Below are 12010 nucleotides of genomic sequence, written 5' to 3'. Positions count from 1 at the left end.
GCCTGACGATGACCCAAGGCCACCGCCGAAATTACACCACATTGACGGACGCAACCACTGCCATCTACGCCAAGGTCGATCTGCCGATGCTCATGAAGATCGCGCAGCCCTGGCCAGGAGAACAGTCATGCTGAACATGCACATTTCCAGATACGTCACGCTCCATCGCAGCTTGGGACGGAAGTTCTCCGAACAGGAACGCTTGCTGCGCCTGTACGCCGCCTACGCCGGAGGATTCGGCGACCGGCACATCCAAGTCCAGCGGGTCTACGACTGGTGCCACACGGCGAGTTCGCAAAATGTGGCCCGCCGGAGGTTCGACACCGTTCGCAACTTCAGCCGCTTTATCCAAGCCGATGATCCAGTTCACGAGGTTCCGCCTGCCGGTGTCTTCGGTCGGGGCAAGCGGCCACGCCCGACCCCGACCATCATCGAACCGGAACAGGTCCGGGCGATCATGACCGCGGCGTTGGACGTTGCGTCCCAAGACACGATCAGCCCATACACGTACCATTATTTGTTTGGCTTGCTGGCGGCGACAGGTCTCCGGATTTCCGAGGCCCTCGCTCTGCAACGCAACGATCTGGTCGAGGATGGCCTAATCGTCCGCAACGGCAAGTTCGGCAAGCAGCGGCTGATTACCCTGCAGCCATCGACCCGTCAGGCGCTCGAAGCATATCTCGCCACCCGGGCAAGGCTTGGCGCCACGGGCAATGACCTGTTCGTGACCATTCGGGGGAGAGCACCACACAAGGTGCGCGCCCACGTGGTGTTCGTCAGGCTGGCCCGGCAGCTCGGATACCGCGGACCGACCGGAACGGCCGGGATGCGGTTACACGACCTGCGGCACACTTTCGCTGTGCGTTCGCTTGAGTCCTGCCCGCGCGACAGGGAAGCCATCGCACACCACATGGCGGGGCTCAGCGTCTATCTTGGGCATGCGTCGGTCGCCAACACCTATTGGTATCTCGAGGCCACTCCGGTGCTGCTGCGCGATATCGCTGACGCCAGCGAGCAACTTTACCGGGGAGAAGCTGCATGACGGCGCTTGCTCCGCATCTCTCGGCATACTTGCGTGAACATCTGCCACGCGAACGCGCTGTCAGTCCGCACACAGTGAAGACATACGCCAACTGCTTCGTCCTCCTGGTCCAGTTCGCTGCCGATCGTCTGAAGCGTCGGCCGACAGATCTCGCGATCGAGGATCTCGGCACCGACATGATCATGGCCTTCCTTGACCATGTCGAGAACGGTCGCGGCAGCTGTGTTCGGACCCGCAATGGCAGACTCGCCGCGATCCGATCCTTCTTCCGCTACATCGAGTATCGTATTCCGGCCTGCCTGGATCAGGCCCTTCGCGTCAGATCGATCCCGACCAAGAAGACCGACAAGGCGCTGATCGACTACCTCGACCGGGCCGAGATCAAGGCTTTGCTCGACGTCCCGGATCCGCGGACACGCCTTGGCACCCGCGATCGCGCAATGCTGCATCTGGCCTATGCTGGCGGGCTGAGGGTGTCGGAACTCGTAACGCTACAACTGCGCGATTTCCCGGACCGCTCCCTGTCCACCGTGCACATCATGGGCAAGGGTCGGCGTGAACGGGTCCTGCCGCTCTGGAAGGAGACCCAGTTCGCATTACGCGCATGGCTTGCGATCCGCCCCGAAGCCGAGGTCACCGAGATATTCCTCAATGCCAGCGGGCAACCCATGACCCGCGACGGATTTGCGTTCCGTTTGGCCCAGCACGTCAAGGCCGCGGCAGAGAAGCAGCCGTCGATCCTTGGCAAGCGCGTAACACCGCACGTGCTGCGACATTCCTGCGCAATGCACACGCTTGCGGCGACCGGGGACATTCGCAAGGTCGCATTGTGGCTCGGCCATGCCAGCATCCAAAGCACCGAGACGTATTTGCGCGCCGATCCCGAGGAGAAGCTGCAGATTCTCGCGGCGCACGGCGCTCCTGCCATCAAACCCGGGCGATTCAAGCCGCCATCCGATGCCCTGATCACCATGCTCACCGACGTTCGAAGGCGGGCCTAGCCCGTCTCCGGACATCCCCTTGGCACTCATATTATCTGGAGTGAAATCATGGAAAACCGAAGGAAACCCGCGCCTCCCGCTGCCACGCTCGACATAAACTGCGACTGCAAAGAATATGTGATCGACTATCTCGCCAAGAGCTTTCCGGTGCGGCTCATGGCCGTCTTCACCGATGAGAACGGCAACCCCCGTTCCGAGCCGATGAGCGATGCCGATGGCGCACCGGTTCTCTGCCAGACCGCACTCGCAGCGCGCGACCAGATGATCGAGCAGCTCTGTGCGCTCCCGCCGATTGCTACAGCGCTCGATGCGATCATTGAACGTTTCGGCACGGACAAAGTCGCCGAGGTCACGGGACGGACACGCCGTCTCGTTGTCAGCTCCGATGGGCGGCAGCGGCTGCAATCACGGACACCGCGGGCCAACATTGCCGAGACACAGGCCTTCATGAATGGCGACAAGCGCATTCTCGTGTTCTCGGACGCGGGCGGGACTGGCCGCAGCTATCACGCGGACCTCGCGGCGAAGAATCAGGCGCGGCGCGTCCATTTCCTGCTTGAGCCGGGCTGGCGGGCCGACGCGGCGATCCAGGGGCTTGGCCGCACCAACCGCACCAATCAGGCCTCAGCCCCGCTGTTCCGGCCCGTGACGACCGATGTCCGGGGCGAGCGCCGCTTCATCTCGACGATTGCCCGACGTCTCGATAGCCTTGGCGCGCTGACACGCGGCCAGCGCCAGACGGGCGGGCAGAACCTGTTCGATCCGGCCGACAACCTCGAAAGCATCTACGCCAAGGATGCCCTGCAGCGCTGGTTCGGGCTGCTGTTTACTGGAAAGCTGGAAGCCGTCAGCCTTGGACGCTTTCAGGATCTGACAGGCCTGAGGATCGAAAGTCCGGACGGCGGCATGGTCGATGACTTGCCCACGATCCAGCGTTGGCTCAATCGCATCCTTGCACTGCCGATCGCCCTGCAGAACGGCATCTTTGACGAGTTTCTGGGACTGGTCGAGGCCCGCATCGATGCGGCCCGAGCTGCAGGCACGCTCGACCTCGGGCTCGAGACCATCGCGGTCGAAAGCTTCGAGATTCTCTCCGATACACTGCTGCGCACCGACAGTGTGTCGGGGGCAACCACGCATCTCCTCGAACTGGAGATCGCCCGCGCGCTCAAACCGCTTACGCTGGAGCGACTTGATCAACTGGAAGGAGCGCGGGGCAGCAAGCGGTTCCTTCGCAATGCGCGCTCAGGAAGGGCCGCGCTGCTGGTCCCGGCCCGCAGTCTCCTTGGCGATGACGGCACACGCATCACCCGCTACGAACTCGTGCGTCCGTTGAAGCGGGGTCATCTGACTGCCGAACAGCTTGCAGAGAGTAGCTGGGAGCCCGTTGATGACGGCATCTTCCGCACCGCATGGCAGGCCGAGGTCGACGAGGCGCTGTCGTCGCTGAAGCGCGAGCGCCTGCATCTTGCGACGGGCTTGCTGCTGCCCGTCTGGGACAAGCTCCCGGCGGACCATGTCAGGGTCAGTCGGATTTCTGCCAGCGACGGTCAGTCGTTGCTGGGAAGGGAGGTCCCGCTCCATGCCGTCGCAGACATCTGCGGCGCGCTGGGACTTGATGCCGTGCCGTCCATCGCACCGGATGACCTCGTGCGGGCTGTGCTCGCCGGCGGTCGGCCGATGGCGGTCAAGGCGCGCGAAGCGCTCATGCTCCAGCGCCGTCTTGTCAACAGCTCGCAACGTCTTGAGCTCACGGGTTGGTCTGCGAGCCGTCTCGACTGGTACAAGGCACAAGGTTGCTTCACGGAAATCATCCGCTTCCAGACGCGGCTGTTCGTCCCGCTCGAGGGAGCTGCCGCAGTGCTGGCAAGGATTACCTTGGACTCATAGGTACTGGTATGCGCCAAGCTAGAAGACATCCGCTATGTCCGGGCCGTCCTTGCGGCGCGGCATGACTTGCAGATCAAGGTCAAGCATTGCGATTACGCTGAGGAGCGTGCCGAGCTTTGTTCCCGGGCTTCCGGTTTCTATGGCCGAGATCGTTTTCTGCTGCTTGCCGATCAGGCTGGCTAGCTGCTTCTGGGTCATTTTGCGCTCTTGGCGCGTCGTCTTCACGAACGCGCCAAGTTGGTTGGGCAGTCTGATGATCTGATCCAAGGGACACTCCATCAATGGGGTTATACCCTATAGGGGATGGATCGACCGTATACCGTAGAGGGTATAACACCGCTAGCGACCGTCATCTCAGAAGCGCATATCGGCGTTGATGATCGTCTGTGATCATCAAGGTAGCTTGGTGTGGACAAAACCCGGTTTCACGATCATCAAGCGGTGTAGCCATCAACAGACGATCATCAAAGGAACCGCCGATGGTGCGCTTCCCTCGGGTGATGGTCCAAGGGAGACGCCGTTGCCTGTTGCCTACCATGAGGGACGTTTTCCTCCAGCCAGACTTGATCTCGCTGCGCTGTTTCCGCTGGTTGGGCCAGCCAACGCCGCAATCGCGCGGTACGAGGGCGTCCTCGCCGGTATTCCAAATCCCGATATCCTTCTGTCGCCGCTAACCGCCCGTGAAGCTGTCCTGTCCAGCAAGATCGAAGGAACTCAGGTGACCCTGGGAGAGGTCCTGGAGTTCGAGGCACAGGGACATCTTTTCGACGAAAGCACGCCAAAGAAGGCGGACGCCCGCGAAGTGCTGAACTACCGCGCTGCTTTGCGCGAAGCGGAAAACCTCATGGCGCAGCTGCCGCTATCTCAGCGGCTGATCAAGGCGACCCACCGTGTTCTCATGGATGGCGTCCGTGGTCGCCACAAGGACCCCGGTGAATACCGTCGTATCCCGAACTGGATCGGGCCTGAGGGATGCACGATCGAGCAAGCCCGCTTCGTGCCTCCAGGGGCTGACCGCCTCGACGATGCGATGACGCGCTGGGAAGCCTATGTTCACGCAGAGGCACCCGACCGTCTGGTCCAGCTCGCAATCGTGCACGCCGAGTTTGAATCGATTCACCCATTCCTTGACGGAAACGGGCGCATCGGACGGCTGATCATTCCGCTTTTCCTCTATGCGCACGGCCAACTTTCGAGGCCAAATTTCTATCTCTCCGAGTATCTCGAGGCCAATCGGGACGAGTACTACGATCGCATGCTGGCTATATCCCGCGACGATGACTGGAGCGGATGGGTGGCGTTCTTCCTGCGTGGCATCATCGCCCAAGCAGATGCGAATACGCGCAAAGCGCAGGCAATCCTTGCGCTTCATCAGGACAAACGTGATCGGGTCGTGGAGATCACCCATTCGCAATATGCGGTGCGGGCCCTCGACTGGATATTCCAGCGTCCCATTTTCAAGACGCCGGACTTCATCGCTTCGGCGCAGATCCCGCCAGCAACGGCGCGGAAGATCGTCCGGGATTTGCGCGATAATGGCTTGCTGCGCGAACTGGTCCCCGCTGCTGGGCGCGCGCCCGCAACGCTTGTGTTCTCCGAGTTGCTCAACATCGCTGAAGGGCGGGATGCCTTCTGACTGAGGACAGCAAAGCTCTGCCACATCGCTCAAGCTGGAGCGCATTCGCAAGCAGAGCTGGGAAATCATGAGAGGGGAGGAGGCTTTGCCCTGATGAGCCTGTCAGGCGTCGATGGTCGGCGCACGGCATGGGCTCACACTCAGGAGTGAAGTCGATGTTTCAGACAATCCCTCTCGGCAAGCTTGTCGCCTCGCCGCGCAATGTTCGCCGCCACACCGATGCCGCCGCTGATGCCGAGCTCAAGGCCAGCATTGCCGCGCATGGGCTGCTGCAGAACCTTGTGGTTCGTGCAGGACCCAAGGGCAAGTTCGAGGTCGAAGCGGGCGAGCGCCGCCGCCGGGCGATGCTCGCACTTGCCGAAGACAAGGTGCTGCCCCGCGATCATCAGGTCACCTGCCTCGTGCTCAGCGTCGACAATGAGGCTGCACCCGAGGCAAGCCTCGCGGAGAACTTCCATCGCCTTGCCATGAACCCCGCCGATGAAGCGCAGGCCTTCGCCGCGCTTATCGAGGGCGGAGCGACGACCGAGCAGGTCGCAAGCCGTTTCGGGCTGACGGTCCGCTTCGTCGAAGGGCGGCTCCGGCTTGCCACGCTGGCACCCGTGGTGTTCGATGCGCTTGCCGCCGGCGTGATCACGCTCGACATGGCCAAGGCCTATGGCGCGACTTCGGATCAGCAGATCCAGGCACGGGTCTTCACAGAGATCTCCGGGGCGTACTATTCGCCGACCCCGGACAGCATCCGCCGCATGGTTCTTACCGGCACGGTCCGTGGCAGTGATCCACGGGCGAAGCTGGTCGGCCGTGATGCCTATGTCGCTGCAGGCGGCCGCATCGAACGCGAGCTCTTCGACAATGCCGATACCGAGAGCTGGGTCGATGTGGCGCTGCTGGAATCGCTCGCGGCCGAAAAAATGGCCGAAGAAGCCCGTGCGATCGCCGAACAGAATGGTCTCGCGTGGGTCAAGCCGACGCTCGATCCCTATGCGAGCCACGACCTCGTCGAGGGCCTCGTACGTCTTCCGGCAGAGCCTGCTCCGCTGAGCGAGGCCGAGGCCACACGGCTCGAGGAACTCGATGCGTCGTGGGACGAGCATGCCGCCGTCCTCGAGGACGAGGAGAGTGCCCCTGAAGCCATCGAGGCGGCGGAAGCTGCCATTGCGGCGATCGAGCGCGAGACGCAGGACATCCGCAACCGTCCGCTGGTCCTGCCCGACGACCACAAGGGCTCGGCCGGCATGATCCTCACGCTTTCCCGCGAAGGCAAACCGGTCCTCCAGCCAGTCTTCTACGGGGAGCGCAAGGTTGCCACTTCAGACAGCGATGATGGCATCGAGGTGGTTAGCTCGGATGGTGAAGCCGGCACTCGCCGAGCCACCATGTCGAAGCGGCTTGTCGACGAGCTCGCCATGCAGCGGCGTGATGTCCTTGCGCTGCACCTCGCATCCGATCCCGCGCTGGCGCTCGATGTCATGGTCTTCACGCTAGCCGATGCCGACAGCCATGACTGGCAGGCCCGCACGGCCTCCACGATCCGGGGCGGCGTGCCGTCTGGCCCGCTCGTCGGCTTCGAGCCTGCCGATGCGGCGGCGACGCGGGCGCTGGTCGAGCTCAGGGCCGGTCTCGATGAGACCTGGCGGAGCGGGCGGGACCAGTGCGAACGGTTCGACCGGTTCCGCGCGCTCCCGGACGAAGCCCGCGCGGCGTGGCTCGGCCATGTTGTCGCCCGCTCGCTTGAAGCGAGCCTCAACATCAGCGGCGAGCGCCGGATCCCGTTCCAGGATCACCTCGGCGCGCTGATTGGCATCGACATCGCGCAATGGTGGCGGCCGACGGCGGCGAACTACTTTGACCGGGTGCCCAAGCAAGTCATCCTCGAAGCGCTGGGCGATGTCGGCGGCGCGGAACTGGCGTCTCGCTACATGTCGGTCAAGAAGGCGGACCTTGCGGCCAGCGCCGAACGGATCTTCGCCGGGGCAACGATTGCCGAGGTTGCCGAGCGCGAGCGCGCGCTGGCCTGGGTGCCTGATGTGATGCGGTTCGGCGGCGCTGCGGTGATCGACGAGCAGGATGACAGCGACACGGCACTGGCTCAAGACCAGCAGCCTGATCCGTCGGATGGCATGGCGGACCACGGCCCATCCGAAGCCTCCCCTTGCGATTTGGCAGCCTGACCTCCTCCTGACAGGCTGACAGTCGCGGAACCTCGAAGCCGTCCCTCGGGCAATCCCCGAGGGGCGGTTTCGTTCGTTCAGCAAGAGGAGAGGAGGCGCCCCTGGGGGCGGAAGCCGTGGGCAGGAGCGCCCACGGGTGACCGATCAGGAGACGCACCCATGACCAAGTTCCGTTCGCGCGTGAGCAATGCCCGCTCGCCCGCTGCCCGCATCACCCAGGAGATCATCGCCCGGCTTGAGGCAGGGACCAAGCCCTGGGTCCAGCCCTGGCGCGGCGTGCCCGTCTCGCGGCCCCTGCGGGCCTGCGGGATTCCCTACAAGGGCATGAATTGCTTCTGGCTCTGGATGGTCGCCGACATGTGCGGCTACGCTTCGCCGTTCTGGATGACCTATCGCCAGGCGCAGGAATTCGGCGGACAAGTCCGCAAGGGCGAGAAGTCGACCATCGCCATCTTCTACAAGAGCTACACCAAGGAAGTCGAGGCACCGGACACCGGCGAGCGCAGCGAGGAAGCACGCCGCGTGCTCAAGTCCTACCCCGTGTTCAACGCCGATCAGGTGGAAGGGCTCCCATCGCACTTCCGCCCGGCCGCCGCCCTCGATCTCGTCGAACCCGAGGGCCGCGAGGCGGAACTCGATGCCTTCTTTGCGGCGATCCCGGCGCAGCTGCGGACCCACGGCGCAGAAGCCTACTACGAGCCCGGCATCGATCGCATCACGATGCCATCGCCCACGCTCTTTACCGGCTTTGACCACTACTATGCGACCCTCGCGCACGAGCTGTCGCACTGGACCGGGCATTCGAGCCGTCTGGGCCGCGATCTCAAGAACCGCTTTGGCAGCGCGGCCTATGCCGCCGAGGAGCTGATTGCTGAACTGTCGAGCGCGATGCTCGGTGCCGAGCTCGGCCTCCCGGTGGCGCATCTCGACAGTCATGCCAGCTATATCGAGCACTGGCTCAAACTGCTGAAGGACGATGACCGTGCGATCCTGACTGCGGCGGCGCGCGCCGAGGAAGCTGCAGGGCTTCTGCTCAAGCTCGGCGGTCGAGCGGTTCCTGGTGACACTGACGATGACGCAGAGCCCGGCAGCGATGCTGCCGATGCACTCGCAGCCTGACGGGAGAACGACGATGGGACGTTCTGTCAGCTATCCATCCGGCGCGGCCGTGGCGTTCCAGGTTCTGGATGTCGATGACGATGGCGACTGGGATTTCGAGCTTAAATGGCTGCGCGAAGACCTGATCGAGCGGGCGAGGGCTGCTTTCCCCTCGCTCTAGCCGCAGCAGGGCTGGCGCGGCCGTGAGGACCGGATTCTTCTGCGCAACGCCTATGCCGATTTCGGGATGTCGGTCTATGGCAGCCTTGTCGCCGTCTGGATCGCCGAGCGCGAAGATGGTCCCTACCGGGAGTGCGACTGGCGCCATACCCGAACCGGCCGAGCACGCCGCTGGCTGGCGCAGATCGCGCCACGCTTCGAGGCCCTGTTCGGCGAGTACGAATGCCTTGGGCACATGTCGAACGGCGAGGGCGTCTATCGCAAGCGGGCAGCCTGATCAGCTGCTCGTTCCTTGGGTACCCTGACTGATTCGCGCGCTACCGCATCTGCTTCCCGGTGCCGCGAGAGAGGCCCTGGGCCGGTCGCCTGCGCCCCGCAACCCGGCTTGGCGCGGCCCGTGTTGGCGCGCCTGCCGCGCGCCTGCCCGCACCAGCCGCGCCAAGCGGGTTTCCGCCCTTCGGGCGTGCGGGACGCGGGGCTTGACCGGCCCTGACGGGCTCTCGCCGGCACCGGGGAGCACGACGCTCCTCGCCGGTTTCACACCGTCAGGAGGTACCCCATGCACACGTCCTTTGCCGACCAGCTTTCCGGCCTCGATCTGTCCGGCTTCTCGATCGGTCCTGCGCCGCTCACAGAGACCGATTTTCCGCCTCGGGAGGCCGCCACGCAGACGCTTGAAGCCATCTGGTCCGATCTCTTCGCCCTTGTCACCGGGACCGCGCTGGAAGCCGATGCCGAGGATCTGGGCTGGGCTTTCGTGAACCTCTTTCACCGTGCCGCCGAGCGCAAGGGAGCGGCGCTCGACCGGGCGACCGACGAGGTCCGTGCGCTGGTAGCAACCGCCGATGGCTCGGAAGTTCACACACATGATCTCGAAACCCAGGTCGAACGCGCGCAGTGCGCCGAAAGCGCGATGCTGGCGTTCGAGAAGATGCGCGAGATCGCGGCTTCCCTCTATCTCAACGAGTTCGGCTCGTCCTGGAAACCGGTCTCGAGCTCGCGTCTCAACCACGGCGCGACCCTGACGTCGGCGCTCGTGCAGGGCCGGGATTTCTTGCGCGCATGCGCTGAAGCCAAGCGGCGGGCCGCCAAGCCTGAGGGCACGCCGGTGGTCTTCGCCGGTGGCCGGATGGGCCGCAGCAGCGAAGCCGATGCGCTTGCCTTTGCCGACAACATCTGGGCGACCCTCGACAAGGTCCATGCCCGCGTTCCCGACATGGTGCTGGTCCATGGCGGCGATACCAAGGGTATCGACCGGCTCGCGTCATCCTGGGCCGAACGCCACAAGGTGCCGCAGGTCGTCTTCGCGCTCGACATGCGGCTTGGGAGCCGAGCCGGGTTCCAGCGCAACGAGCGGATGCTCAGCCTCGATCCACGCTACGTCGTCGCATTTCCCGGCAACGGCGTGCTTGAACGCCTTGTGATCGAGGCCAAGGCGCGGCGGATCACTGTTGTTGATCGCCGTGGTCCGCTGGGCACGTGCCCCAAGGCTCAGCGCAATGGAGCACCTGACTGACTGATCTCATATGTCGCCAGCGCCTCATGGGCGCTGGCGATCAACTCCAAGCTTGTCTTGCGCGTTCAGCACGCCAACGCTGACTTGCAGTTTGTATTGCCATTGTATGTGCAAAATGGCATTTTGTGATGCGAACTGAAAGGTTGAAGGCAATGGCCGTGCTCAATCGCGATGCCTCTGAGAGTGGTCGGCGGAAGCTGCCGGCTGATACGACGATCACGATGCGTGTCCCGGCGCGAACGCGCGATCTGATTGATTCAGCAGCGGCGTCACTGGGCAAATCGCGCACGGAGTTCGTGCTCGATAGTGCCCGCCAACACGCGGTCGATGTGCTGCTCGATCGGCGGGTCTTCAGCCTTGATGCTGAAGCAAGCGAGGTGTTCGCCAAGGCATTGGCGGCCCCGGTTGCTCCCAATGCGGCGCTCAAGGACCTGATGTCGGCCAAGGCTCCGTGGGAGTAGAGCCCATACGGCTCAGCCAGCCTGAACCGCTCAAGGCGCACCATGATCTGAGCCAATTCGAGTGCGGAAAGCCGACCCTGGATCAGTGGCTTCGTTCGCATGCCATGGCGAACGAGGGGACGTCCTCGCGTACCTTTGTCGTGTGCGATGATGGGGCTACGGTTGTCGGCTATTACACGCTCGCAACCGGCAGTGTGACCCGAACGGAAGTTCCGCGGCGCATCCGCCATAGTCTGCCCAATCCCGTTCCGATCATGGTTCTTGGACGTCTCGCCATAGATAAGCGGTGCCAGGGCCTCAAACTCGGCAGCGCACTGCTGAAAGAAGCCATGCTGCGCACGCTCCGCGTGTCGGAGCAGGCGGGCGTTCGGGCGCTTGTTGTCCATGCGATCGATGACGAGGCCGTCGCCTTCTACACGCGCTATGGCTTCCAGATCTTCCCTCCAGAGACGCGCACATTGTTGCTGCCAGTTGAGACGATTGCTGCCGCCTTGTCGGCATGATGATCTGATCCGCAGCTTCTCGCTTCGCCGTCATCACCTCTGTTTTGAGGCTCCGATCAGACCGCCACTTATCCGCTTGCTGCAGCGGCATTGTCCGAGGGATGCCATAAGGCGACCGGCGGAGCTGTCCGGCAGCGGTGATGTTCAGCCTTCAGTCCTGCTTTTTGTCGGTCGGCGGCAGCGCGGTCGAGGTAGGAAGCCTGGTCCTGAAGTGGGAGCAGGTTCTGGGCGAACCGCAGCCGCGAAATGCCACGAGTTGGCCGGACACCCGCTCGGCTTAGGCCCGGGACCATCCGGCTCTTCGCGAACCCCTCCCTGAAGGCGCCGCCTGACCCTCGCAACCCCGATCCGGCCGGCCGAGTTGCCGCGCGCTACGCGCGCGTCTGCCCGCACCACCCGTCCTGTTCGAGGTTCCCCTCCGGCCGCCTGCAGCGCCCTCCGGTGCGAGCGTCTGCCGCCCCCTTCTGACGGTCAGTTCGCAGCCGGGATGGTCCCGGACCTGCAGCCTC

The 12010-nt window shown here is 63.8% G+C and carries 10 protein-coding genes and 1 pseudogene; 10 read left to right on the top strand and 1 reads right to left on the bottom strand.

Features of this window, described 5'->3' with window-relative positions:
* The first annotated feature begins 127 nt into the window (after positions 1-127).
* The 3 genes from IP83_RS17265 to IP83_RS17255 all read left to right on the top strand — a co-directional run bounded on the left by IP83_RS17265 (position 128) and on the right by IP83_RS17255 (position 3933).
* On the top strand, positions 128-1042 hold the full coding sequence (locus IP83_RS17265; RefSeq protein WP_054123480.1) for a tyrosine-type recombinase/integrase: 915 nt from the start codon (positions 128-130) through the stop codon (positions 1040-1042).
* Positions 1039-2043, top strand: a complete 1005-nt coding sequence (locus IP83_RS17260; protein WP_054123479.1) for a tyrosine-type recombinase/integrase — start codon at positions 1039-1041, stop codon at positions 2041-2043. Before IP83_RS17265 ends, IP83_RS17260 begins: the two co-directional genes overlap by 4 nt.
* A 201-nt stretch (positions 2044-2244) precedes the next feature.
* The gene (locus IP83_RS17255; protein WP_369817038.1) at positions 2245-3933 is read left to right on the top strand and encodes a strawberry notch C-terminal domain-containing protein; all 1689 of its coding nucleotides are present in this window, start codon (positions 2245-2247) and stop codon (positions 3931-3933) included.
* Between the two features lie 18 nt (positions 3934-3951).
* On the opposite strand, the gene IP83_RS17250 is transcribed toward IP83_RS17255, so the two are convergent.
* Positions 3952-4200 carry a helix-turn-helix transcriptional regulator gene (locus tag IP83_RS17250; RefSeq protein ID WP_197274423.1) on the bottom strand — a complete coding sequence of 83 codons (249 nt, stop codon included), beginning with the start codon at positions 4198-4200 and terminating at the stop codon, positions 3952-3954.
* Between the two features lie 109 nt (positions 4201-4309).
* Here IP83_RS17250 and IP83_RS17245 point away from each other — a divergent pair, with 109 nt between their 5' ends.
* From IP83_RS17245 to IP83_RS17215, 7 genes and pseudogenes are all read left to right on the top strand, one after another.
* Positions 4310-5569, top strand: a complete 1260-nt coding sequence (locus IP83_RS17245; RefSeq protein ID WP_231625102.1) for a Fic family protein — start codon at positions 4310-4312, stop codon at positions 5567-5569.
* Positions 5570-5724: 155 nt separating this feature from the next.
* On the top strand, positions 5725-7743 hold the full coding sequence (locus tag IP83_RS17240; protein ID WP_054123475.1) for a ParB/RepB/Spo0J family partition protein: 2019 nt from the start codon (positions 5725-5727) through the stop codon (positions 7741-7743).
* A gap of 159 nt (positions 7744-7902) precedes the next feature.
* On the top strand, positions 7903-8862 hold the full coding sequence (locus IP83_RS17235) for an ArdC family protein (protein WP_054123474.1): 960 nt from the start codon (positions 7903-7905) through the stop codon (positions 8860-8862).
* Positions 8863-8875: 13 nt separating this feature from the next.
* Positions 8876-9298 (top strand): annotated as a pseudogene (locus tag IP83_RS17230) (hypothetical protein).
* A gap of 282 nt (positions 9299-9580) precedes the next feature.
* Complete coding sequence (locus IP83_RS17225; protein WP_054123473.1) at positions 9581-10537, top strand: DUF2493 domain-containing protein; 957 nt, start codon at positions 9581-9583, stop codon at positions 10535-10537.
* A 152-nt stretch (positions 10538-10689) separates the two neighbouring features.
* Entirely contained in the window at positions 10690-10998 is a 309-nt protein-coding gene (locus IP83_RS17220; RefSeq protein WP_082364804.1) for a DUF1778 domain-containing protein, read from the top strand.
* Positions 10989-11501 (top strand): GNAT family N-acetyltransferase, encoded by a 513-nt coding sequence (locus tag IP83_RS17215; protein ID WP_369817037.1) that lies wholly within the window; start codon positions 10989-10991, stop codon positions 11499-11501. The genes IP83_RS17220 and IP83_RS17215 overlap by 10 nt, the downstream gene beginning before the upstream one ends.
* Positions 11502-12010 lie beyond the last annotated feature (509 nt).

The organism is Novosphingobium sp. AAP93, assembly GCF_001296055.1.
Taxonomy (GTDB): Bacteria; Pseudomonadota; Alphaproteobacteria; order Sphingomonadales; family Sphingomonadaceae; genus Novosphingobium.
This window is presented reverse-complemented; position numbering and strand designations above follow the sequence as displayed.

What these genes read in the sequence shown, in the direction of transcription:
- IP83_RS17240 (WP_054123475.1), top strand. Translation starts at nt 5,725, where the DNA reads ATGTTTCAGACAATCCCTCTCGGCAAGCTTGTCGCCTCGCCGCGCAAT.
- IP83_RS17225 (WP_054123473.1), top strand. Translation starts at nt 9,581, where the DNA reads ATGCACACGTCCTTTGCCGACCAGCTTTCCGGCCTCGATCTGTCCGGC.
- IP83_RS17235 (WP_054123474.1), top strand. Translation starts at nt 7,903, where the DNA reads ATGACCAAGTTCCGTTCGCGCGTGAGCAATGCCCGCTCGCCCGCTGCC.
- IP83_RS17220 (WP_082364804.1), top strand. Translation starts at nt 10,690, where the DNA reads ATGGCCGTGCTCAATCGCGATGCCTCTGAGAGTGGTCGGCGGAAGCTG.
- IP83_RS17260 (WP_054123479.1), top strand. Translation starts at nt 1,039, where the DNA reads ATGACGGCGCTTGCTCCGCATCTCTCGGCATACTTGCGTGAACATCTG.
- IP83_RS17245 (WP_231625102.1), top strand. Translation starts at nt 4,310, where the DNA reads ATGATCGTCTGTGATCATCAAGGTAGCTTGGTGTGGACAAAACCCGGT.
- IP83_RS17255 (WP_369817038.1), top strand. Translation starts at nt 2,245, where the DNA reads ATGAGCGATGCCGATGGCGCACCGGTTCTCTGCCAGACCGCACTCGCA.
- IP83_RS17265 (WP_054123480.1), top strand. Translation starts at nt 128, where the DNA reads ATGCTGAACATGCACATTTCCAGATACGTCACGCTCCATCGCAGCTTG.